Origin of the sequence: Methylobacterium sp. 13MFTsu3.1M2 (assembly GCF_900112625.1) — a bacterium.
Classification (GTDB): domain Bacteria; phylum Pseudomonadota; class Alphaproteobacteria; order Rhizobiales; family Beijerinckiaceae; genus Methylobacterium.
This window is the reverse complement of the sequence record NZ_FOMM01000002.1, coordinates 22,981-46,222: the sequence shown is the minus strand read 5'-3', so window position 1 is coordinate 46,222 and position 23,242 is coordinate 22,981. Positions and strand designations below refer to the sequence as shown.

The following is a 23,242-nucleotide window of genomic DNA, read 5'->3' as shown; positions in this document are numbered from 1 at the left end:
CATGGCACAGACCGTCTCGTGGGGCGTCCTCGGCACCGGGATCATCGCCCAGCGCTTCGTCAGCGACCTTCTCGGGCGGCCGGACGCGCGCCTCACCGCCGTCGGGGCGCGGAGCACCGGGAGCGCCCAGGCCTTCGCCGCGGCCTTCCCCCAGGCGTCCGGCGCGCCGGCCGCCGTCGCCGGCGTCGAGGCCCTGGCCGCACGGCCGGATATCGACGTCGTCTACATCGCCACGCCCAACAGCGACCACATGGACAGCGCGCTGGCCTGCATCGAGGCCGGCAAGTCGGTCCTGATCGAGAAGCCGATCGCGCTCTCGGGCGGGCAGGCGCGGCGCATCGCGGAGGCGGCGCGGCGGAAGGGCGTCTTCTGCATGGAGGCGATGTGGATGCGCTTCACGCCCGGCGTCGTGCGGGCCAAGGCGATGCTGGAGGCGGGCGAGATCGGCGATCCCCTGCATCTCGACGCCCGCCTGTTCTTCCCCCGCGCGCCGAACCCGCCCGGACGGACGGACGATCCGGCCGAAGGCGGGGTGATCCTCGATCTCGGGGTCTACCCCGTGTCGCTGGCGCTCCACCTGTTCGGCGCACCCAACGAGGTCTCGGGCGTCGGCCTCGATCGGGGCGGTGCGGCGGCGCAGCAGGCCGCGCTCGCGCTCGGCTGGAACGCCAGGACCGCGACCCTGAGCTGCGGCTCGACCGGAGAGGCCGACAACGCCGCCGTGATCGTCGGCACGCGCGGCCGCATCCACCTGCACCGGCAGTTCCTGTGCCCGCCCTTCCTCACGCGCGTGCGCACCGCCGCCGCGCCGGCGCCCGCCGACCGTGCCCCGCCGCGCCGCCAGGCCGTCGGCCGGCTGGCCTTCGCGAAACGCCTCCTGCAGCCGCTGGACTTCCGCCGCGTCGCGCTGATCCCGACGCCGTACCTCGGGTTCGGACTGCGGCATCAGATCGACGAGGTGCATCGCTGCCTGCTCGCCGGCGCCCGCGAGAGCCCGATCATGCCGCTCGCGGACAGCATCCGCACCCTCGACATCCTCGATCGCGTCCGCGCCCGGCCGCAGCCGCTGGAGGCCGTCGCCTAGGAGGGGCGTCCGGACCGGGCGCCCGTACCGAGCGGATAATCCGTCCGGGCAGGTCGCGGCGCCGTTCCCGGCAGTCGAGGTCAGGTCGTCTTCGTCGCCTTGGCGGGAGGCAGCCTGCGCAGAATCCGCGCGATATGCGCGCGCAGGGCCGACGTCTCGGATCCCGGCCCGGCCTGCCCGGCTGGTTCGGCTGGCTCCTGGAGGGTGACGAGAAGGTCGGTCATCGACGAGGGCGCTGTGATGGGAGACCGACTCTACCGTCGAGCCTGGCCGGTGAATACATCATTTCATAGATTTTCTCGACCGGGACTTAAAGTGTTTAGGCCGGCGATAGACGCGGCCCGATGTCGGAAACAGGGGTGTGTGTCCCGCCGGCCGCGACATTCGCGCCGGTGAATTGCATCGCCGATGTCTTGATGGAGACCCGCGGCCGCAGTCCCATCACAATGCCGGCCGCATCACATATCCGTCACCGTCCGCCACGACGATCGGAGGCCTCGGTACTTTACCACCCCTTCGACCGATCTCCGATGTATCGTCGCGCACAGCGACTGAGAGGCTGCCGTAGCCGGCGAAGACAGGCGCAGGAGGGAAACCGTCTGTGCGCTGCGTGACGGATACAGTTGACCATTGCGGTTTCACCGTCCCTGGGCGTACAACCAACAGCCAAGCCATGCGTCCAGTGCAACTAGGAATTGCGCAACTTATTGGTGCGCTAAGCAGTTTTCGGTTGTGTTTTTTTCCGCGACTCTGGGTAAGTGCCACTCATCCAGCATGCTGAAGGTTTCCGTTCGATGTCGTCCTCCCCGAAGCCCAAGTCCGCCACCGAGACCGATCGCTCGATCGGCGGCCGCATCGCGGCGCTCCGCGTGGCACAGGGCCTGAGCCAGACCGATCTCGGTCAGGCCATCGGCGTCAGCTTCCAGCAGGTTCAGAAGTACGAGAAGGGGCGCAACCGCATCGGCGCAGGGCGTCTTCAGGCCATCGCCGACCTGCTGAGGGTGCCGGTGGACACGTTCTTCGCGGATCCGCGGGACAACGGCGGCGGACGCGTCGGACCCGCGGCCCTGTTCGAGGATCCGAAGGTCATGGAACTCGTCCTGGCCTTCACCAGCATCACCGACGAGACGACCCGCGGCGGGATCCTGTCGATCGTCAAGGCCGCCGCCACCCTCCAGGAGAGCCGCGCGGCCGCGCAGCGTCCGGACGCCGTCGACGAGGCGTGACGGCGCGGCCCTGTCCATCTCTTCCCGCGACGGAACATACCGGCGCCCCCGAGCCGCGCGCAGCGTGGCGGCGCGATTTAATCCAAATTAAACCAAGACAAAGACCCGTAAAGATGTAGAGAAGTTGCCGCGTCCGGAGCTGATCTACAGCGCGTGAGCGGACGGCATGCTTCGCTCTGACGTTGGAAACCAGGTCCTGACCATGCCGATCGAGACGTCGAGAGCCTGGGGCCGCGGCGAGCTGTACGAGACCCTGTGCCTCCTCGTGATCGGCGTCGGGATCTGGTTCGTCGGCGTCACGCTCGGGACCTTCGCGTATCTGAACAGCGTCGTCGCCACCTACAACCTCACGGACCTGCTGCTGCTCGCCGCCTGCATGGGCGTGGCGCAGTGGGGCGCCAGCATCCGCAAATCGATCATCCTCCGGCGGCTCATGCTCGAGCGCGCCGCCGCCGCCGCGCAGGCCGAGGCGATCGCCCGGCACGACGGGCTGACCGGTCTGGCGAACCGTCGCCGCTTCATCGACGCCGTGGAACGGGCGCACGCGCCGGGCGCCGCGGACGCGGCGGTGCTCCTCATCGACCTCGACCGGTTCAAGCCGGTCAACGACCTCTACGGCCACGCGGCCGGGAACGCGGTCCTGTGCGCCGTGGCCGAGCGTCTCCAGCAGCTCGTGCCGTCGGGCGGCCTGGCGGCCCGTCTGGGCGGCGACGAGTTCGCCATGCTGGTCCCGCTCCGCTACGAGAGCGAGGCGCTGCGGCGCCTCGCCCAGGCGGTCATCGCGCGCATCGCCGAGCCGGTGACGTGGAACCAGAACGACCTGAAGGTCGGCGCCACGGTCGGCGTCGCCGCGGTGTCGGCCGAGCACGGGGACGCCGACGCGATCCTGCACGCGGCCGACCTCGCCATGTACCAGGGCAAGAAGGACGGGCGCGGCAATGTCCGCTTCTTCCGCAGCGCCATGGACGCGGAGCTGCGCGCCCGCGCCCGCATGGAGACGGAACTCCGCCTCGCCATCGAGACGGGCGCGATCGAGCCCTTCTACCAGCCGGTGGTGTCGCTCCCCGAGAAGGAGATCGTCGGGGTCGAGGTCCTGGCGCGCTGGCGCCACCCGACGCGCGGGGTGGTGGGCCCGAGCGAGTTCATCCCGGTGGCCGAGGAGACCGGGATGATCGCGGATCTCAGCTACAGCCTGATCCGCCGCGCCTGCCTGGATGCCCGGGCCTGGCCGCCGCACCTGATCCTCGCGGTGAACATCGCCCCGCAGCAGTTCCAGGACGCGTGGCTCGCCCAGCGCATCCTCGGGATCCTGACCGAGACCGGCTTCCCGCCGCAGCGCCTGGAGGTCGAGATCACCGAGAGCGCCCTGATTCAGGACCTGGAGGCGACCCGGACGACCCTGCTGTCGCTGCGCGAACTCGGCGTGCGCATCGCACTGGACGATTTCGGAACCGGCTATTCCAGCCTTTACCACCTGCGCGAACTGAAGTTCGACAAGCTGAAGATCGACCGCAGCTACGTCGACGCCATCACGATGAGCGACGAGCGGGCGAAGCTCGTCGACGCCATCATCAAGCTCGGGGCGAGCCTCGGCCTCTCCACCACCGCCGAGGGGATCGAGACCGACGCCAGCCTCGACTGGCTCTCCGAACAGGGCTGCCATTTCGGCCAGGGCTACCTGTTCGGCCACGCCATGCCGAAGGCCGAGATGGACGGCGTGCTCGCCGCCGTGCGATCCCCGGCCCCGTTCCAGAATCTCGCGCGGGCCTCGTGAGGCGCGGGATTCCGCCCGCGCGGCCGCATCACGCCGGTCAGCGCGGCGCCCTGTAGGCGGAGCCGTCGGCGGCTTCGAGCGGGTGATCCACGAACCGGCCCGTCTCTGGGACCGCGACCCGGTCGAAGTCCGCCGCCAGGGCGTCGAGGGCGCGGCGCATCTCGGCTCCCTGGAGCGGCCGGCCGTGTCCGGTGATGACCCGCTCCGGGGCGAGCGCGGCGAGCGCCCGCACCGACGCGCGCGCCGCCGGCCAGTCGATCGTCAGGTACATCGGCGGCCCGTGCAGCTCCGGCGCCTGCGTCGCGACCGCGTAGGCGGATTCCTGCGCCGTGGTGATGAAGGCGTCGCCCGCGATCAGCGTCCGGTCGGATTCGCGCCAGAGCGAGACGTGGCCTGGCGCGTGGCCGGGCGTGTGGATCCAGCGCCAGCCGGGCAGGGGCGGCACCGAACCGTCCTCCGGCAGGAGGCGGAGCCGCCCGGAGACGTCGACCGGGCTCGTCGGGAACAGCGGCGACAGGCGACCGAGGAGTCCGCCGCCGACGCTCGGATCCGGCGTCGGGTAGGCGGCGCTGCCGTCGAGATAGGGCCGCTCCAGGGCGTGCACGTAGACCGGGACGTCCCAGTCCTCCGCGAGGTCCTCCAAGACGCCGACATGGTCGAAATGGCCATGGGTCAGGACGATCGCGGCCGGCCGGGCGCCTTCGCCGAAGCGGGCCCGGGCCGCGGCCTCGATCCCGCGCTTCGCGCCCATCACGCCGGCGTCGATCAGGACCCAACCCCGGTCGCCCGCGCCGGGGGGCCCCACGAACACGACGTTGACCAGGACGTGGCGCTGATAGGCGACGTCATCGGCGATGGCGTGGGTGGCGTCGTCCCGCTCGGCGTCGCGGGGGGGATCGTCGGCCCGGGCCTGCGGGTCGACGGGGATCTGCTGGGCCATCTGGGGCGGCTCCCGTGCGCGGTCGCGGAGGGGACGGTCGGGCCCGCGGCCCGAGTGTCCCGGCGCCGGATGGCGCGAGCGCCCGTACCCTGGCCAACCGGCCTCTCCCGGGCGTGTTCCTGACGTCGTCGCCTCTCCAGGTCCGGCCCCGCACGGGAGGCCGCGGCCTCACGCCTGTCGACACGGACCCCATATTGGCGGCATCGATACCGGCCACCCCGACGCGCCGTCGCAGGTCACAGCATGGCACCGAGCCCTCTCGCCCTCATCGCCTCCGTTGCCCTCGTCGCCGTGATCGCTACCGGCACCGGGGCGATCGTCCTCCAGCAGGGATCGCGGTTCAGCCATTCCCGGAAGGTCGGCGGCCCGTTCACGATGGCGGATCTCGACGGCCGCCCGGTGACCCAGGCCGATCTCCGCGGCAAGCCGTCCGTCCTGTTCTTCGGCTTCACCCACTGCCCGGACGTCTGCCCGACCACGCTCGCGACCCTGGCGTCGGCCCTCGGCCGTATGGGCCGCGACGCGGACCGCCTCAACGTCGTCTTCGTCACTCTCGACCCGGAGCGGGACACGCCCGACACCCTGCGGGCGTACCTGGCCTCGTTCGACCCGCGGATCCGCGGCTTCGTCGGCACGCCGCAGCAGGTCGCCCGCATGGCCGACGCCTACCACGTCGCCTACAAGCGCGTGCCGACCAAGGACGGCGACTACACGATGGAGCATTCCGCCACCGTGGCGCTGTTCGACAGGACCGGCCGCATGGTCGGCGAGATCGGCTACGGCGAGGACGAGGCCAACACCTTCGCGAAGCTGATCACCCTGGCGCTGCCGGGGCAGTGCCCGCCGGGGGGCGGCGCCAACCTCTGGACGACCGACGGCAGCACCGGCAACTGCGGTCCGCGGAGCTGAGCCGCGGCCGGGAAATTGCGCCGCCGCGCCGGCGTGGCTAGAGGGCGGCGCGGGTCGCGAGGCCCGACCGAATCCGGGGGTTCCAGCTTGATCACGCGCCGCGTCCTGACCGCCATCGGGCTCCTCGCCCTCGCGCCGTATCCCGGCCTCGCCCGGGCCGCCGGCGGCGGGCCGCGCCTCGCACCGCCCGAGCCCATGGACCTCGACCGGCTGAAGGATCTCGCCCGGACGCTGCGGGACCGGCCCTACGCGCCGCCCCCGGAGGCGCCCGCCTCGGCGGCCCTCGACGCCCTGACCTACGGGCCGCTCCAGGAGATCCGCTACCCGCCGGGCCACGCCCTGTTCGCCGACAGCCCGTACCCGGTGACCTTCTTCCACCTCGGCAACTTCTTCCGCCATCCCGTGAAGGTCTACGCCCTGGAGGGCGGGCAGGCCCGCGAGGTGCTCTACAGCCACGACCTGTTCACCTACCCGCCGGGCAACCCTGCCAAGGACGTTCCGGACGGGGCGGGCTTCGCGGGGTTCCGGTTCCAAAAGGCGCCCGCCGGGCAGCCGGGCGACGACGGCGACTGGCTGGCCTTCCTGGGCGCGTCGTACTTCCGCGCCGCCGGGGACGGCGCCCAGTACGGGGCCTCGGCCCGGGGCATCGCGATCGACACGGCGCTCGGGCCCGGGAAGACCGAGGAATTCCCGGTCTTCACCCGCTTCTATGTCAGCCCGGCCGCGGACGGCGCCGTGACTGTGCTGGCGCTCCTCGAGGGCCGGAGCCTCACCGGCGCCTACCGGTTCGTCGCCCGGAAGGAGCCGCACGTCGTCATCGACGTCGCCTGCACGGTCTACATGCGCAAGGCGGTCGAGCGGTTCGGCATGGCGCCCCTGACCTCGATGCTGTGGTACTCGGAGGGCATGAGCCGCTTCCTCGCGAGCGACTGGCGGCCCGAGGTGCACGATTCCGACGGGCTGCTGATGCAGACCGGCGCCGACGAGCTGATCTGGCGGCCGCTCAACAACCCGCCCCGCCTCAGCGTCAGCGCCTTCGCCGACCGGTCGCCGAAGGGCTTCGGCCTGCTCCAGCGCGACCGCGCCTACGAGAACTACATCGACGACGGCTTCGAGGAGAACCGTCCCGACATCTGGGTCGAGCCGCAGGGCGACTGGGGCCGCGGCAGCGTCCAGCTCGTGGAGATCCCGACCCATCAGGAGACCGACGACAACATCGTCGCTCTCTGGGTGCCGGACGACGCGCCGCAGGCCGGGTCGGACCGCAGCTTCGCCTACCGGCTGCGCTGGACCGTCAAGGAGCCGGTCGCCACCGACCTCGCCCGGTGCGTCGCGACCCGGGCCACCAAGGCCGCGTGGCTCGCGGATGCCGACAGACGCCCGGGCCGGGCCAACCTCGTGCGGCAGTTCGTGCTGGAATTCGAGGGCGCGGCCCTGTCGGGCCTCGATCCCGAGAAGGCCACGGTCGCGCTCACCCTGTCGCGCGGCAGCGTGGAGGAAGTCGGCGCCACCTGGGCGCCCTACGGCAAGCCGAGCCCCTGGCGGGTCTTTCTCAAGGTCTACGCCGAGGGGCCGGATCCGGTGGAGATGCGGCTGCAGTTGAAGTCCGGGGAGAGGCTGCTCTCGGAGACCTGGGCCTACCAATACTACCCGCAGGCACCCGGCACGGTGCTGTGAGCGGCGGTCGTCGCCGGACGGCCCGTCGCCCGAACCGGTCCGGCTCCGGGCGGTTCCGCCCCGGACCCGCCCATCGTCGCATCGGAGACCGCCATGACCGGCGAGACACCGCCCGGCCCGCACCTCCCGGAGGTGCTGACGCGGCTCCTCAAGGCGCCCCGGGCGGCGATCTGGCCGACTCCGGAGGACCGGAACCGCCTGCGCCCCGGCCGGTCGCGACCGCGGCAGCCGAGCCGCGCCGTCCTGGGTGTCTGGATCTGGGCGATCCTCTACAACGTTCTCGGCTTCGCGATCCTCGCGGCCCTGTGGTGGACGATGCGCTGACCCGATGAGCCGACACGCCCTGATCCCCGGCCGAGCGATTCTCGCGGCAATCCTCCTGCTCGGCCTCGCCCTCTCCGCGGCGCAGAGCCAGGGGGACGCGCTCAACGCCGACGACGGCACCGGGGCGGTCAAAGTCTGCTCGCCCGTGGCGATGCCGCGCTGGCGGTCCATGACCCCGGTGCCGAAGACCTGGACCTTCCTGGACTGCATGGGCTTCGCGGGCGAGATGGGCGCGACCCACTTCCAGCTCGGCTGCCTCTTCGCCAACGTCACGCCCCACGCCCAGAAATACGCCTGGGGCGCGATGGTGCCGATCGAGAAGTCGGCCATGGCCAAGGCGCAGCCGCCGATCCCCAATTGCGGCTGGTAGGGCCCGCGCTCAGCCGTCGGAGGGCTGCCAGTCCAGATCGAGGGTGAGGCGGGCGCGGAAGACCGTGCTGCCAGTCGCGTCGCGGACCCGCGCCTCCAGCACCAGGCCGGCATCTCCGGGGGCCGGCCGGTCCGCCCGGACGCGGAGCCGGTCATGCACGGCCTCGATCAGGGCCTCGGTCGCCGACAGGCACGCCTCGTGACGATCGGCGAAGGGCAGCCCCTCCTCGTCGAGGGACAGGCCGCGGTCGTCGGTGAAATCGGTGAAGTAGCGCATGGCGCAGAACCTCACGGCCAGCTGAGGAGCGTGCGCCGCGACCTGAGCGGTGTCGTTAACCTGTGTGTGCGCGCCGCACGCCCTCGCGCGACGGGCCGCCGGATCCTCGCGCCGCGGCGACCGCGCGGAGAACGCGGCCGCGCGGGCCGCGATCCGCCCGCCCTCAAAGAAAATGTATGAGTGTGGACATACGCCGCGGGTGCGGCACGGACTGTGCCGATCCCCGAACCCGCTGCACGAAAGTACGATATGGCCGGCGCGGTCGACCCGGTACCCGTCAGTGCGCGAGCGGCCGCCCTTGCGCGCGCCGCCCGTCTCGGCGGACACTCGGCGGCCGGTCCCCGCGCGGCGTGGTTCACGCCGATCCGACAACCCGCTCAGGCCCGCGACGCCGTTCCCGATGGCGCGACACCCTGTCTTCGACGGGCGCGCCGGGGGCCCCGCTGGCCGACGCTCGAAGGGGATGTGACCTGCCCCGTTTCTTCCTCAACGTCCGACGTCACGGGACGCTGATCGCCGATCGAGAGGGCGACGATCTGCCCGATCGGACGGCGGCCGAGCATCTCGCCCGCGACATCCTGCGCGAGATGCGCCGGCTGCCGCACGTCTACGGCGCGCCGCGCGGCTGGCGCGCCGACACCTTCGTCATCACCGACGAGGCCGGCGCGGTGGTGGCCGAAGTCCCCTACGCCAGCGTGCTCTGAGGCCGCCGCAGCGGGCCGATCAGGCGCTCGTACTCGGCCTCGGCCGGGCCGTAGGTCTGGCCGGCGGCCTCCTCCAGGCGGGTGCGGCTCAGGACCCGGATCCGGCCGCGCCGGGCCCGGATCAGGCCGGCGCCCTCCAGAGTGTGGATCGCGACCGTGACGGTCGGGCGGCGCACGCCGAGCATGATCGACAGGAACTCGTGCGTCACCGACAGGTCGTCGCCGTCCTGCCGGTCGTGGTACATGAGGAGCCACCGCGCGAGCCGCTCCTCGGCGGGCGCGCCCGCGTTGGCGATCGCGGTCTGGGCGACCTGGACCAGGAAGGTCTGGACGTAGCGCAGCAGCAGGTTGCGCATCGACGGGCTGGATTTCAGGGCGTCGCGCAGGGCCGGCACGGAGATCCGGCGCCCTCGGCCTGCGACCTGCATGAAAATCTGGTACGGGATCGTGTCGGTTCCGAGCAGCAGCGCCGGTGCGGCCATGCCGTCGCGTCCGAACAGGCCGACCTCGATCCGGCCGCCCTCGGCGAGGGTCGACACCACCGAGCACAGGCCGGTGTCGATGAAGACCGCGTGCGGGATCGCGGCGGCCGGCTCGACGAGCACTTTGCCGAGGGGCAGGTCGATCGCCTCCAGATGAGGCCCGAGCAGTGCGCCATCCGCCTCGGATAGGGCGGCCAGAAGGCGGTTCTGATGCGGCATCGGCAAACGCGTACGCAGAAATCGACCTCCGCGCAGCAGCTCTCGTGCGGGAACCGCGGCGCACCCCCGAGCCATGCTCGGATCAACACGGAATAGCGAGCGGATATTGCATCTAGCGGGGGAAGCGTCTGCAACCAGACAAAGCTTTGCCGGCGGATTTCGGATGTCCTGGCAAATGCGCGCGGATGATTGCGCAAACCTTCCTTTAAGATCTGCCCTCAGACTGCCGGGCGGCGGATCGGGATGTGACTGGAACGCTGCGCGTCCCGGAGCGCCATGCACTTGCCAACAGCGGCGTGCACGGTCGCGCTTTGACGCGCGGGTCGGATCGCGTTACAGAAAGTGCGACGGAGCAAGCAAGAACCATGCCGTGAGCAGCGTGGCTCCGGCTGGCGAACCGCGCCGGAAGGGCATCGGGGCCTCGCATGAGTTTGGTGCAACGGCTGGAAGTACGTCAGGGCCAGGCCCTGGTGATGACGCCGCAGCTCCTGCAGGCGATCAAGCTTCTCCAACTCTCGCACCTCGATCTCTCGGCCTACGTCGAGGCCGAGCTGGAACGCAACCCGCTGCTGGAGCGCGCCGAGCCGGACCTGCCGGCCGCGGGTGACGCCGCCGAATCGGGCAGCCATGCCGAGGAGGCGGGGGCCGACGGCTTCGACGCGCCGGAGCCCGACTCGTGGCTCTCGGCCGACCTCAACCCGAGCCGCGGCGAGATCGAGAGCGACTTCGACACGCGCCTCGACAACGTCTTCCCCGACGAGAGCCCCGTCCAGGCGCGCGAGGCGGGCGGGGGCGACATGCTCTCGCTGACGCCGCCGCCCTACGGCAGCACCGGCGGCAGCTTCGACGCCGAGGCGCCCGATTTCGAGGCGACCCTCACGGCCGAGACTTCGCTGCGCGAGCACCTCGCGGGCCAGCTCGACCTCGCGACCCGGGAGCCGGCCGAGCGGTTGATCGGCGGCTTCCTGATCGACGCCGTCGACGAGGCCGGCTACCTGCGCGAGACGGTGGAGGGCGTGGCCGAGCGGCTCGGCGCCGACCCGGCCCTCGTCGGCCGGATGCTGGCGCTGGTCCAGACCTTCGACCCGCCCGGGATCGCGGCCCGCGACCTCGCCGAGTGCCTCGCGATCCAGTTGCGCGAGCGCGACCGGTTCGACCCGGCGATGCAGGCGCTGGTCTCGCGGCTCGACCTCGTGGCCAAGCGCGACTTCGCGGCCCTGCGCCGGCTCTGCGGCGTCGACGACGAGGACCTCGTCGACATGCTGGGCGAGATCCGCCGCCTGGATCCGAAGCCCGGCCGGGCCTTCGGGTCGAGCGCCGTCGAGGTCCTGGTTCCGGACGTGTTCGTGCGCGCCGCGCCGGACGGCTCCTGGCTGGTCGAGCTGAACAGCGAGGCGCTGCCCCGGGTCCTGGTGAACCAGAGCTACTACGCCCGCGTCTCGCGCAACGCCGCCGCGGAGGGTGACAAGGCCTTCCTGTCGGAGGCCCTCCAGAACGCCAACTGGCTGACCCGCTCGCTGGAGCAGCGCGCCCGCACCATCCTGAAGGTCGCCACCGAGATCGTCCGCCAGCAGGACGGATTCTTCGTCCACGGCGTCACCCACCTGCGGCCGCTGAACCTCAAGACCGTGGCCGAGGCGATCGGCATGCACGAATCGACCGTCTCGCGGGTCACCTCCAACAAGGCCATCGGCACGAGCCGCGGGACCCTGGAGATGAAGTACTTCTTCACCGCGGCGATCCCCGGGGCGGCCGGCGCCGCCGCACACTCCTCCGAGGCGGTGCGCCACCGCATCAAGCAGCTCGTCGACGGCGAGACGCCGGACGACGTGCTGTCCGACGACGCCCTGGTGCAGAAGCTGCGCGGGGAGGGCGTCGACATCGCGCGGCGCACGGTGGCGAAGTACCGGGAATCCCTGCGGATCCCGAGCTCGATCGAGCGCCGCCGGGAGCGCTTCGCCCACGGTTCGGGCCAGCACGTCGCCCTGGCGCTGCGCTGATCGGCCCGGACGGGGTTGCGCCGGGCGCCCGTCCGGCCCATCCGTCTTGGCCCTCGATCGATGCCTGGACCCGCGATGACCCCGACCGGAACGCCCTCGCGCAGCCTCACCGCCATCGTGCTCGCGGCCGGGAAGGGCACGCGGATGCGCTCGGACCTGCCGAAGGTGCTGCACCGGATCGCCGGGCGCAGCATGCTCGGCCACGTCCTGGCCGCCGTCCAGGCGGCGGGCGCGGGCCGGATCGCCGTGGTGGCCGAGCCCGGCCGCGACGACGTCGCCGCCGAGATCGCGCGGGCGGCCCCCGGCGCCCGGGTCTTCCCGCAGGCCGAGCGCCTCGGTACCGCCCACGCGGTGCTCGCCGCCCGGGAGATCCTGGCCGACCCCGACGACGACGTGGTGATCGCCTTCGGCGACACGCCGCTCGTCTCGGCCGACACCTTCCTGCGTCTCCGCGCGCCCCTGGCCGACGGCGCCGCGGTGGCCGTGCTGGCCTTCGAGACGGCGACACCCTCCGGCTACGGGCGGGTGCTGACCGACGGCGACCGCGTGCTCGCCATCCGCGAGGAGAAGGACGCCAGCGCGGCCGAGCGGGCCGTGACTCTGTGCAATGCCGGGCTGATGGCGCTCGCCGGACAGCACGCCCTGGCCCTGCTCGCCCGCATCGGCAACGACAACGCCGCCGGTGAGTACTACCTGCCCGACGCGGTGGCGCTGGCGGTGGCCGACGGGCTGCCCGTCACGGTCGTGCCGGTGGACGAGGCCGAGGCGCAGGGCGTGAACGACCGGGTGCAGCTCAGCGTCGCGGAGGCCGCGATCCAGGCGCAGCTGCGCCGCAGCGCGATGCTGGGCGGCGCCACGCTGATCGCCCCCGAGACGGTGTTCCTCAGCCACGACACGGTGCTGGGGCGCGACGTGATCGTGGAGCCCAACGTCGTGTTCGGCCCCGGCGTGCGGGTCGCGGAGGGCTGCACCGTGCGGGCCTTCGCGCATCTCACCGAGACCAGCCTGGAGACGGGCGTGAAGATCGGACCGTTCGTGCGGCTGCGCGGCCACGCCGTTCTGGAGGCCGGCGCGGAGCTCGGCAATTTCGTCGAGCTGAAGAACGCCCGGATGGGGGCCGGCGCCAAGGCCGCGCACCTCACCTATCTCGGCGACGCCGAGGTCGGCGCCAAGGCCAATATCGGCGCCGGCACGATCACCTGCAATTACGACGGCGTGCTCAAGCACCGGACCACGATCGGCGCGGGCGCGTTCATCGGCTCGAACTCGGCCCTGGTCGCCCCCGTCTCGGTGGGGGAGGGCGCCTACGTCGCCTCGGGCTCGGTGATCACCGACGACGTGCCGGCGGACGCCATGGCGGTGGCCCGGGGCCGGCAGGCGGTGAAGCCGGGCTGGGCCGGGGAGAAGCGCGCGGCGCTGCAGGCCGAGAAGGCGCGGCGCGGCAAGGCGTGAGGCCGGGCACGCCGCGCGGGCGGGGCTGGCCCTGCGCCGTGCCGATCCGGTAGAAGTCCCGCTCGGCCCCGCACGGCGCGGGGCGGCCCGGACCTTGCGCACGACCTGCGCGCGGCCATCCGGGCGCGACAGCGAGAGACACTCCTATGTGCGGCATCGTCGGCATCGTCGGGCGCGACGCGGTGGCGGGGCAGGTGATCGAGGCCCTGCGGCGGCTCGAGTACCGCGGCTACGATTCCGCCGGCATCGCCACCCTGGAGCACGGCCGGCTGGCGCGGCGCCGGGCCTCGGGCAAGCTGGTCAACCTGGAAGCCAGGCTCGCCCAGGAGCCGCTCACCGGCACGATCGGCATCGGCCACACCCGCTGGGCCACCCACGGCCGGCCCAACGAGACCAACGCCCACCCGCACGCCACCAAGCGGCTGGCGGTCGTACACAACGGCATCATCGAGAACTTCCGCGAGCTCAAGCAGGAGCTGGAGGCCGACGGCGTCGTCTTCGAGACCGAGACCGACACCGAGGTCGTCGCCCAGCTCGTCAGCCGCAACATGGACCGGCAGATGGGGCCGGTGGAGGCCGTGGCCGCCGCCCTGCCGCGGCTGCGCGGCGCCTTCGCGCTGGGCTTCCTCTTCTCCGGGGAGGAGAACCTGCTGATCGGGGCCCGCCACGGCGCGCCGCTGGCCATCGGCTTCGGCGAGGGCGAGACCTACCTGGGCTCCGACGCCCTGGCGCTCGCCCCGTTCACCGACGCCATCACGTATCTCGACGAGGGCGACTGGGCGATCCTGTCCCGGGGCGGCGCCGAGATCCGCGACGCGTCGGGCGCCACGGTCGAGCGCGCCCGGCAGACGATCGCCACCCAGGCCTACCGGATCGACAAGGGCGAGTACCGCCACTTCATGGCCAAGGAGATCCACGAGCAGCCCGAGGTGGTGGGCCGCACGCTCGCCCACTACGTCGACATGGCGCAGGGGCGAGTCGCGCTGCCCGAGGCGCTGCCCTTCGACTTCGCCAAGCTCAGCCGCGTCTACATCACCGCCTGCGGCACGGCCTACTACGCGGGCCTCGTCGCCCGGTACTGGTTCGAGCAGGTGGCCCGCCTGCCGGTGGAGATCGACGTCGCCTCCGAGGCCCGCTACCGCGAGGCGCCGCTGGAGAAGGACGGGCTGACGCTGGTCATCTCGCAGTCGGGCGAGACCGCCGACACGCTGGCCTCCCTGCGCTACGCGAAGTCGAAGGGCCAGCACACGCTGAGCGTGGTCAACGTGCCGACCTCGACGATCGCGCGGGAATCCTCCGTGGTGATGCCGACGCTGGCCGGGCCGGAGATCGGCGTCGCCTCCACCAAGGCGTTCTCGTGCCAGCTCACCGTGCTGCTCTGCCTCGCCATCGCGGCGGGCCGGGCCCGCGGCACCCTCGACGCGGCGGGCGAGCGGCGGCTGATCGACGGCCTGATCAAGGCGCCGGGCCTGATGGCCGAGGCGCTCACCCACGAGGCGGCGATCGAGGGTCTGGCCCGGGAGGTCGCGAAGGCGCGGGACGTGCTCTATCTCGGCCGCGGCACCAGCTACCCGATGGCGCTGGAAGGCGCGCTGAAGCTCAAGGAGATCAGCTACATCCACGCCGAGGGCTACGCGGCGGGCGAGCTGAAGCACGGGCCGATCGCGCTGATCGACGAGAGCGTGCCGGTGATCGTGATCGCGCCGCACGACGCGGTGTTCGAGAAGACCGTCTCGAACATGCAGGAGGTGGCCGCCCGCGGCGGGCGCATCGTGCTGATCGGCGACGCCAAGGGCGCGGCCGAGCACGGGCTCGACACGCTCGCGACCTTCACCATGCCGGCGCTCGACCCGACGGTGGCGCCGATCGTGTACGCGGTGCCGATCCAGCTGCTCGCCTACCACACGGCGGTGTTCATGGGGAAAGACGTCGACCAGCCGCGGAATCTGGCCAAGTCGGTCACTGTGGAGTAGGCGCCGCCGACCACATCGGCGGTCGATTCGGACGCTGCGCCGTCTTTGCGAGCGGAGCGAAGCAATCCAGTCTGCGCTATGCTGCCAGAGGTTGCGCGACGCTGGGTTGCTTCGCTGCGCTCGCAAAGACGGTCTGCGCAATCCTGCTGACCCCGGTATGAGGCCCCCATGACCGCCCATGACACCGACGTCCTCCGCTGGCTCGACGGGCAGGAGGGCGCGATGCTGGCGCTCCTCGAGGAGCTCGTGAACATCGATTCCGGCTCCTACGACAAGCCGGGCGTCGACGCGGTCGGCATCCGCATCGCGGAGTTCCTCGCCGGCCACGGCATCCCGGTGACCACGATCCCGGTCGACGGCTACGGCGACGCGCTGAAGGCGAGCGTGGCCGGGTCGGGCGGCGGCAACCGGCCGGTCGTGCTCATGGGCCACCGCGACACCGTCTTCCCGAAGGGGGAGCCGGCCCGCCGGCCGTTCCGGGTCGCCGACGGCCGCGCCTACGGGCCGGGCGTCGCCGACATGAAGGCGGGCCTCGTGATGAACGCCTTCGTTCTGGCCGCCTATCACCGCGCCGGCGGCGCGCCGGTGCCGCTCGTCGGCCTGTTCACCAGCGACGAGGAGATCGGCTCGCCGGCCTGCCGGCCGATCATCGAGGAGACCGCCCGGGGCGCCCGCGCGGTGCTGAATTCCGAGCCGGGGCGGCCGACCGGCAACGTCGTCACCGGCCGCAAGGGCGGGGTGTTCATGCACCTCGAGGTGCTCGGCAGGGCGGCCCATTCCGGCGGCAACTACGCCGACGGGCGGAGCGCCATTCTGGAGCTCGCCCACAAGACCGTCGCGCTTCACGCGCTCACCGACCTCGACCGCGGCACCACGGTGAATGTCGGCCTGGTCTCCGGCGGCCAGTCGGTGAACACCGTGGCGCCCCGGGTGACCTGCGAGATCGACCTGCGCTACGTGACCCCGCCCGACCGCGAGGCCGCCATGGACCGGATCGCCGCGATCGTGGCCGGATCGACGGTGCCGGACACGACCGCGCATCTCACCATCAAGGGCGAGTTCCTGCCGCTCGTGCAGGACGAGGCCTCGCGGGCCCTGTTCGAGACCTACGCAAGGGTGAGCGCGGAGGGCGGCAACCCCGTCACCGGCGAGTTCGCCGGCGGCTGCGCCGATTCGGGTTTTACCGCCAGCGTCGGCTGCCCCACGCTCTGCGCCGTGGGCCCGGTGGGCGGCAAGGCCCACTCGCCCGAGGAGTACTTGGAGGTGGGAAGCCTCGTGCCGCGGGCGCGCGCGGTGGCCGAGACCATCGCGGCGCTCTGACGGCTCAGAGACCGACCATCGCCAGCCCGGCGGCGCCGTAGCGGTCGCCGGTCACCGCCTCGGCGGGCATCGCGTCCGCGATGGCCCGCAGGTCGGCCTCGGCCAGGACGAGACCGGCCGCCGCCGCGTTCTCCTCGAGGTTCCGGATCTTGCGGGCGCCCGGGATCGGCACGATGAAGTCGCCCTGGTTCAGCACCCAGGCGATGGCGAGCTGGGCCGGCGTGACGCCCTTGTCGCGCGCCAGGACGGCGAGCGTGTCGAGCAGCCGCTGGTTGGCCGCGAGGTTCTCCGCCGCGAAGCGCGGCATCGTGCGGCGGTAATCGTCAGCGGCGAGGCTGTCGCGGTCGCGGATCGCGCCGGTCAGGAGTCCGCGCCCCAGGGGGCTGTACGGCACGAAGCCGATCCCGAGTTCGCGGCAGGTCGGCAGCACCTCGGCCTCGGGATCGCGGCTCCAGAGGGAGTACTCGCTCTGCACGGCGGCGATGGGGTGGACCGCGTGGGCCCGCCGGATCGTGGCAGCGCCGGCCTCGGACAGGCCGAGCGCCCGGACCTTGCCGGCCCGCACCAGATCGGCCATGGCGCCGACCGTGTCCTCGATCGGCACCGCCGGGTCCACCCGGTGCTGGTAGAACAGGTCGATGACGTCGACGCCGAGGCGCCGGAGCGAGGCGTCGCAGACCGCCCGGACGTGCTCCGGCCGGCTGTCGACGCCGATGATCCGGTCGGGGCCCTGGCCGGTCTCGGAGATCTTGAAGCCGAACTTGGTGGCGATGATCACCCGGTCGCGGACCGGCGCCAGGGCCTTGCCCACCAGCTTCTCGTTCTCGAAGGGGCCATACATCTCGGCCGTGTCGAAGAGGGTGATGCCGAGGTCGACGGCGCGGCGCAGGGTGGCGGTGGCCTCGCCCTCGGGCTGGCCGCCATAGGCGTAGCTCATGCCCATGCAGCCGAGGCCGAGGGCGGAGACGGTGAGTTCGGTTCCGAGTCGGCGGTGATCCATGCGGGCCTCCCGTGATGCGGGCCGGACTTCGCACGGGGCGCCGGCGGCGATAATCCGTGACCTGCGGCGCAGGCTGTTCTATGCGGCTCAACAGTGAGACGCGCCGACCTCCCCGCTCTGTCGCTTTTCGCCGCGGTCGCTGCGCGCCGGAGTTTCCGCGGCGCCGCGCGCGATCTCGGGCTCTCGGTCTCGGCGGTGAGCCACGCGATCAACGGCCTGGAGGCGAGCCTCGGCGTGCGCCTCCTCGCGCGGACGACCCGCAGCGTCGCCCCGACCGAGGCGGGCCAGCGCCTGCTCGACGGTCTCGAGCCCGCCCTCGCGGCGATCGCCGACGCGGTCGAGGCGGCGACCGCCGCGGAGCGGCGGCTCACCGGGACGCTGCGGATCTCGGTGCCGCGGTCGGCTGCCGAGATGCTGCTGGTGCCGCTCGCCGTCGCGTTCACCCGCGCGCATCCGGGCGTCGAGATCGAGATCCGCGCGCAGGACGGCTTCCGCGACATCGTCGCCGAGGGGTTCGATGCCGGCGTCCGCTTCGCCGAGAGCCTGGACCAGGACATGATCGCGGTGCCGCTCGGCCCGCCGCAGCGCGGCGCGATCGTCGCCGCGCCGGACTATCTCGCCCGTCACGGGACGCCCGCGGACCCGCAGGACCTGCACCGGCATGTCTGCGTCCGGCGCCGCTTCCCGAGCGGCGGCCTCTACCTCTGGGAACTCGAGAAGGACGGGATCGCCCAGTCGATCCCGGTCACCGGCACCCTCGTCCTCGACGATGACGGGCTGGTGGCCGAAGCGGCGCGCGGCGGCGCCGGCCTCGCCTACCTCTTCGAGGCGCAGGTGGCGGCCGACATCGCGGCCGGCCGCCTGATCCGGGTCCTCGACGCGTGGTGCCCGCCCTTCCCGGGCTTCTTCCTCTACTACCCGAGCCGCCGCCTGATGCGGCCGGTCCTCCGGAGCTTCGTCGATCACGTCCGGGGCCGCTAGCGCCGCCGGCCCGCCTACGGGCGCAGGGCCGCCACGAGGCGCAGCAGGAAGCCGTCGAGGGCCGCCTTGTCGATCCAGCGCAGGACCGCGACGAGGTCGTGCTCGGGATCGCACCAGATCACGTTGTTGCCCGCCCCGAGGGCGCTGAAGGCCGAGGCCGGCAGTTCCGGCTTGGCGGCCGCGCCGCGGTTCAGCCACCAGAGGTAGCCGTAGTTGTCGAGGGTCGGAGAGGGCGTCAGCATGGCGCGGATCCAGCGCTCCGAGAGCAGCTGCCGCCCGTTCCAGGCGCCGCCGCGGGCGACGAGGAGGCCGAAGCGGGCGTGGTCGTCGGCCCCGATGAACAGGCCGCCGCCCCAGTGGCCGCCGCCGGGGACCGACTGGACCCGCGCGCCGTCGACCGCGACCCAGGCCGTGTCGTAGCCGTGCCACGCCCAGTCGCGGGAGGCGCCGATCGGATCCATGATCCGCTCGCGGAGCACGTCCGGGAGGGCCCGGCCGAAGCGGCGCATCAGGCAGTACGACAGCAGGTTCACCCGGACGTCGTTGTACTCGTAGTAGGTGCCGGGGCGCCGCAGCGCCCGCGCCTCGCCCTTGCGGCTGTTGTCGGCGCTCGGGCCGATCTGCCGGAAATGATCGACCTGATCGGACTTGCCGAACAGGGTCCCCTGCCACTCGCTCGACTGCTGCAGGAGGTGGCGCCACGTGATCGCGCCGTTGTGCGGGCCGTCGAGGAGCGGGTCGGGTACGCTGTCGCGCACCGGCGCGTCGACGTCGGGGATCAGGCCGTCGTCGTGGGCGAGGCCGGCCAGCACCGCGAGGTAGCTCTTGGCGATCGAGAAGGTCATGTCCGGGCGGGCCGTGTCGCCCCAGGCGGCGACGCGCCGGCCGCCCTTCAGGATCACGCCCGCCGGGCCGCCGCGCGGGCGCACCGGCCCGTCGACGGTGCTCCAGGGCCCCGTCTCGTTCCACTCGACGATCCCGACGTAGCGCCCGTCGGGATAGTACAGGCTGCGCGGCCACGCGCTCTCGTGGGCCTGCGCGAAGGCGACCGCGTCCGCGAGCCGCCCGGCATCGAGCCCCGCCGCACCCGGGTCCTGCTCCGCCCAGTCATCCGTAGGCCAGTACGGCCCGGTCGCTTCGGTCACGCGCGTCTCCTGACGGTCCTCTCCGGTCCGGGCGCATGCAGGGCCTGCGCCGCGGATCGGACCCTCCGTAGAGCCATCGGCCCCGCGAGGGCAGGGCGCGCGCCGCGGTTCGGGGCTCGCCCCGCACGACGGGGCCGGATGTGTCAGCCCTTCCCGGTGAAGCGCACGGCGCAGCCCGGACGGGCCGCGACGAGGTCCGCGCCGCGCGCGCGGCCCAGGACCATGCAGGCGGTCGACAGCCCGTCGGCGACGAGCCCCGTCGGCGCGGTGACCGTCACCGACGACAGGCCGCGCGGCGACCGGCCGGTGGCCGGGTCGAAGATGTGGTGGTCGGTGCGGTCGTGCGAGAAGCTCATGTTGTAGTCGCCCGAGGTCGCGGCGAAGCCGGTGAACGGGGCGATGACGGCGGCGATGTCGCCGGGATGGCGGGGATCGGCCAGCCCGAGGCGCCAGGGTGCGCCGTCCGGATGCGCGCCGGCAGCGCCGAACTCGCCGGTATCCACGAAGGCGTCGTCGATGCCGCGCGCCCGGAAAGCCGCCATGACCTGGTCGGCCGCGTAGCCCTGGATCAGGGCGTTCAGCGTCAGGGCCGTCCCGGACTCCAGGACGATCCGGTCCGTCGCGACCCGCACGCGCCGCCAGCCGACCCGCGACAGGGCCCCCCGCAGGGCCTCCGCCCCGGGGCGCTCGCCGCGGGCGGCCGCGCCGGCCCAGACCGGCCAGAGCGGCTGGACGGTCGGGTCGAAGGCGCCGCCGGTCTCGGCCGCGAGGGCGAGGGCGAAGCGCAGCAGGGCGAGCAGGTGCGGGTCGGGCGCCTCGAGGGACCCGTCCCGGTTGAGGCGGGCCAGGGCGCTGTCGGCCCGGAACAGGCTGGCGGCCGCCTCCACGGCGCGCATCGCCGCGAACCCGTCGTCGAGCGCGGCCTCGACCGCGGACGGGTCGGGCCCGGCGGCGGTCAGGGCCACGGTCGTGCCGAAGGCGAGGCCGGCGCGGGTGCGCAGCGCCAGCCCGCGCGACGCCGCGGCGGCGCGGAACGCCGCGACGCCGCCGAGCGCGGCCAGCCCCGCGGCCCCGACGAGGAGCCGGCGCCGGGCCGGCGCGAAGTGCGGCGGCGCGCTCATCCGACGGTCACCGGCCGGGGCGCGGCGCGGCGGCCCCGCTTGCGCGCCACGACCTGCGGCACGCACTGCCCGGGATCGTGGATGATCGTCACGCACTCCATGCACTGGAAGCACTCGGCGTAGTCGACCCGGCCGGAGGGCGCGATGGCGCCGTAGCGGCAGCGGACCTTGCAGAGCTGGCACGGCGAGCCGCACTCCGCCCGGCGCGGGATCCAGTCGAGGACGCGGACCCGCCCGAGGAGGGCGAGGGCGGCGCCGAGCGGGCACAGGTAGCGGCAGAAGCCCTTGTAGACGAGCAGGTTGAGCACCAGCAGCCCGGCCGCGTAGGCGACGAACGGCCACGCCCGGACGAAGTACAGGGTGATGGCGGTCTTGAACGGCTCGACCTCGGACAGGGTGTCGGCGAGGGGCGACCCCGCGGCGGCGGCACCGAGGATGCCGGCGAGCACGACGTATTTCAGCGACCGCAGCGCCCGGTCGAGGCCGGGCGGAACCGCGATCGGGCGGATGCGCAGCGGCCGGGCGAGCAGCGCGACGAGTTCCTGCAGCGCGCCGAAGGGGCAGAGCCAGCCGCAGAACGTCCCGCGCCCCCAGGCGACCAGGGCGGCCAGCGCGAAGGCCCAGAGCACCAGCGAGGGCGGGTCGTAGAGCAGGAAGGCGAGGTCGTGGGTCACGGTGGCGGCCCGCACGAGGCCGACGAGGGTCACGATCGAGAGTTGCGCCTGCGCGTACCAGCCGACGAAGCCGAGCGTCAGCGCCAGGAAGCCGAGGCGGAAGAGGGTGAAGCGGCGCTGGTCCGCCACCAGCCCGCGCTGGCGGCTCAGGACCGGCACCAGCACCGCGAGCATCAGCCCGATCAGCGCGAGTTCGGGCGCCCGGGCCCGCCAAAGGTCGGTCCAGCTCGGCCCGTCATCGGGCCGGACCCGCGTGAACAGGTCGGCGGGCAGGGCGGTCTCGACCGTGAAGGTCCGGGCGATCTTCTCCGACAGGATCTGCCCGCGGTCGCGGACGATCGTCTCGGTCAGCACCCAGGGCGCGGACGGGTCGAAGCCGGCGGCCTGGTCGATCCGCAGGATCGTCCAGGGGCCGGGCGGCAGCCCCTCGGCAAGGCCGGCGTCGCGGCGCTCCACCGCCATGTCGCGGGCGTTCACGATCAGGCCGGCCTGGCCGATCGCCAGCCGGTCGGGGACGGCGCCCAGCACGAACCGGTCGCCGACCGGGTTCTCGGGCGCGTCCTCCGGCCCGGCGCTGACGACCATCACGGCGTGGTTGCCGGCGCCGAGCTCGCGCATGAGCGCGTCGTAGCGCGCCGGCCCCAGCAGGTTGCGGCCGATCGAGGGCGGGTCCAGGGCGGCGACGTAGAGGTCGGTCAGCACGGCGTCGGCCGGACCCTCGGACGGATCGACCACGCCGGTGCCCCGGAAGGCCGCGGCGGCGTCCGCGTTCGTGACCGTCAGCCGCCGGACCCAGCCCCGGGCGAGCAGGTCGGCCAGGGTCAGCGGCTCATAGAGGTCGGGCCTCGCCTCGACCTTCAGGCCGACATTGGCCGCCCCGAAGCCGAGCTTCGCGCGGGCGACCGCCAGCGCCGAGGCCAGGATCGACTGGTTGATCACCCGGGTCGAGGCGGTGGCCATGGAGATGCCGTCGACGGTGGTCTGCGGCGCGGCGCCGGCGGCCCGCGCGTTGGGCCGCCCGACCCGGATCGCCTGCCGGGCCGACAGGCCGGCATACTGCTCGACGAAGGCGAGGAGCGGCTCCGGGCCGAGCCCCTCGAGGAAGACCGGCTCGTGGTGCGAGAGCACCGTCACGTCCCGGAAGGTCCCGTCGGGGGCGAGCGCGATCAGCAGGTCGGGGGGCGTGCCCCCGAAGCCCGGGATCGGCGCGAGGTCGACGGATTCGAACGCGTAGGCGAAGACCTCGTAGGACCCGGCCTGCTGCTTCAGGATCGGCCAGACCGGGAGCCTGTCGTCCTTCTCGCCGACCACCAGCGGGGGCGGGAAGTGGCGTTCGACGCCCGCGCGATCGAGCTGGCCGGCCCGGGCCGGGAGGGTCGGCAGGAGCAGGGCGAGAAGGAGCAGCGCGGCGCGCAGGAGCAGGCCCGCGCCCCGGGCCAGGGCGGTGCACGGCGCGGGCGGCCTGGGAGACGGTGCGCTCCGCAGCGGCCGAGTCATCTGGCTGCCTCCGCCCCAGGCCGCGTCGGTCACAGGCCCGGGTCGCGCACCGACGCCGGCGGCAATGCGCGACGGGCCCCCTCTCCCGAGCGGG

19 protein-coding genes are annotated in these 23,242 nt (G+C 72.9%); 12 read left to right on the top strand and 7 right to left on the bottom strand.

Going from position 1 to position 23,242, the window contains the following annotated elements; all coding sequences use genetic code 11:
• Position 1: 1 nt before the first annotated feature.
• The 3 genes from BM314_RS00200 to BM314_RS00190 all read left to right on the top strand — a co-directional run bounded on the left by BM314_RS00200 (position 2) and on the right by BM314_RS00190 (position 4,084).
• Entirely contained in the window at positions 2 to 1,084 is a 1,083-nt protein-coding gene (locus BM314_RS00200) for a Gfo/Idh/MocA family protein (protein WP_091976363.1), read from the top strand.
• A 794-nt stretch (positions 1,085 to 1,878) separates the two neighbouring features.
• Positions 1,879 to 2,310: a helix-turn-helix domain-containing protein gene (locus tag BM314_RS00195; protein ID WP_056527784.1), complete on the top strand. Its 432-nt coding sequence runs from the start codon at positions 1,879 to 1,881 to the stop codon at positions 2,308 to 2,310.
• Between the two features lie 166 nt (positions 2,311 to 2,476).
• The gene (locus BM314_RS00190; RefSeq protein ID WP_244539812.1) at positions 2,477 to 4,084 is read left to right on the top strand and encodes a putative bifunctional diguanylate cyclase/phosphodiesterase; all 1,608 of its coding nucleotides are present in this window, start codon (positions 2,477 to 2,479) and stop codon (positions 4,082 to 4,084) included.
• A 37-nt stretch (positions 4,085 to 4,121) separates the two neighbouring features.
• Here the strand turns inward: BM314_RS00190 and BM314_RS00185 are convergent, their stop codons facing one another.
• Positions 4,122 to 5,024 carry an MBL fold metallo-hydrolase gene (locus BM314_RS00185; RefSeq protein ID WP_091976360.1) on the bottom strand — a complete coding sequence of 301 codons (903 nt, stop codon included), beginning with the start codon at positions 5,022 to 5,024 and terminating at the stop codon, positions 4,122 to 4,124.
• 243 nt (positions 5,025 to 5,267) lie between these two features.
• Here BM314_RS00185 and BM314_RS00180 point away from each other — a divergent pair, with 243 nt between their 5' ends.
• The 4 genes from BM314_RS00180 to BM314_RS00165 all read left to right on the top strand — a co-directional run bounded on the left by BM314_RS00180 (position 5,268) and on the right by BM314_RS00165 (position 8,304).
• A complete protein-coding gene (locus BM314_RS00180; RefSeq protein ID WP_091976359.1) occupies positions 5,268 to 5,933 on the top strand; it encodes an SCO family protein in 666 nt (221 codons plus the stop codon).
• An 87-nt stretch (positions 5,934 to 6,020) separates the two neighbouring features.
• Positions 6,021 to 7,610, top strand: coding sequence for an OpgD/OpgG family glucan biosynthesis protein (locus tag BM314_RS00175; protein WP_091976357.1), 1,590 nt, complete (start codon positions 6,021 to 6,023; stop codon positions 7,608 to 7,610).
• Between the two features lie 93 nt (positions 7,611 to 7,703).
• Positions 7,704 to 7,934, top strand: coding sequence for a hypothetical protein (locus BM314_RS00170; protein WP_091976355.1), 231 nt, complete (start codon positions 7,704 to 7,706; stop codon positions 7,932 to 7,934).
• Between the two features lie 4 nt (positions 7,935 to 7,938).
• A complete protein-coding gene (locus BM314_RS00165; protein ID WP_091976354.1) occupies positions 7,939 to 8,304 on the top strand; it encodes a hypothetical protein in 366 nt (121 codons plus the stop codon).
• Between the two features lie 9 nt (positions 8,305 to 8,313).
• Here the strand turns inward: BM314_RS00165 and BM314_RS00160 are convergent, their stop codons facing one another.
• Both BM314_RS00160 and BM314_RS00155 read right to left on the bottom strand, forming a co-directional pair.
• Complete coding sequence (locus BM314_RS00160; RefSeq protein WP_020095045.1) at positions 8,314 to 8,580, bottom strand: DUF6894 family protein; 267 nt, start codon at positions 8,578 to 8,580, stop codon at positions 8,314 to 8,316.
• Positions 8,581 to 9,265: 685 nt separating this feature from the next.
• Entirely contained in the window at positions 9,266 to 9,985 is a 720-nt protein-coding gene (locus BM314_RS00155) for a Crp/Fnr family transcriptional regulator (protein WP_020095047.1), read from the bottom strand.
• Between the two features lie 425 nt (positions 9,986 to 10,410).
• Here BM314_RS00155 and rpoN point away from each other — a divergent pair, with 425 nt between their 5' ends.
• From rpoN to BM314_RS00135, 4 genes are all read left to right on the top strand, one after another.
• On the top strand, positions 10,411 to 11,985 hold the full coding sequence (gene rpoN, locus BM314_RS00150) for an RNA polymerase factor sigma-54 (RefSeq protein ID WP_091927410.1): 1,575 nt from the start codon (positions 10,411 to 10,413) through the stop codon (positions 11,983 to 11,985).
• A 75-nt stretch (positions 11,986 to 12,060) separates the two neighbouring features.
• Positions 12,061 to 13,437, top strand: a complete 1,377-nt coding sequence (glmU, locus tag BM314_RS00145; protein WP_091976352.1) for a bifunctional UDP-N-acetylglucosamine diphosphorylase/glucosamine-1-phosphate N-acetyltransferase GlmU — start codon at positions 12,061 to 12,063, stop codon at positions 13,435 to 13,437.
• A gap of 146 nt (positions 13,438 to 13,583) precedes the next feature.
• Positions 13,584 to 15,410, top strand: coding sequence for a glutamine--fructose-6-phosphate transaminase (isomerizing) (gene glmS, locus BM314_RS00140; RefSeq protein ID WP_020095050.1), 1,827 nt, complete (start codon positions 13,584 to 13,586; stop codon positions 15,408 to 15,410).
• Positions 15,411 to 15,578: 168 nt separating this feature from the next.
• Complete coding sequence (locus tag BM314_RS00135; RefSeq protein ID WP_091927408.1) at positions 15,579 to 16,730, top strand: M20 family metallopeptidase; 1,152 nt, start codon at positions 15,579 to 15,581, stop codon at positions 16,728 to 16,730.
• 4 nt (positions 16,731 to 16,734) lie between these two features.
• On the opposite strand, the gene BM314_RS00130 is transcribed toward BM314_RS00135, so the two are convergent.
• On the bottom strand, positions 16,735 to 17,730 hold the full coding sequence (locus tag BM314_RS00130) for an aldo/keto reductase (RefSeq protein ID WP_091976350.1): 996 nt from the start codon (positions 17,728 to 17,730) through the stop codon (positions 16,735 to 16,737).
• 93 nt (positions 17,731 to 17,823) lie between these two features.
• On the opposite strand from BM314_RS00130, the gene BM314_RS00125 reads away from it, so the two are divergent.
• A complete protein-coding gene (locus BM314_RS00125) occupies positions 17,824 to 18,711 on the top strand; it encodes a LysR family transcriptional regulator (RefSeq protein ID WP_091976348.1) in 888 nt (295 codons plus the stop codon).
• 14 nt (positions 18,712 to 18,725) lie between these two features.
• Here BM314_RS00125 and BM314_RS00120 read toward each other — a convergent pair whose 3' ends face one another.
• From BM314_RS00120 to BM314_RS00110, 3 genes are all read right to left on the bottom strand, one after another.
• Entirely contained in the window at positions 18,726 to 19,856 is a 1,131-nt protein-coding gene (locus BM314_RS00120; RefSeq protein WP_091976346.1) for a serine hydrolase domain-containing protein, read from the bottom strand.
• Positions 19,857 to 19,999: 143 nt separating this feature from the next.
• Positions 20,000 to 20,977 (bottom strand): FAD:protein FMN transferase, encoded by a 978-nt coding sequence (locus BM314_RS00115; protein WP_091976344.1) that lies wholly within the window; start codon positions 20,975 to 20,977, stop codon positions 20,000 to 20,002.
• Positions 20,974 to 23,148, bottom strand: a complete 2,175-nt coding sequence (locus tag BM314_RS00110) for a 4Fe-4S binding protein (protein WP_244539811.1) — start codon at positions 23,146 to 23,148, stop codon at positions 20,974 to 20,976. Before BM314_RS00110 ends, BM314_RS00115 begins: the two co-directional genes overlap by 4 nt.
• Positions 23,149 to 23,242 lie beyond the last annotated feature (94 nt).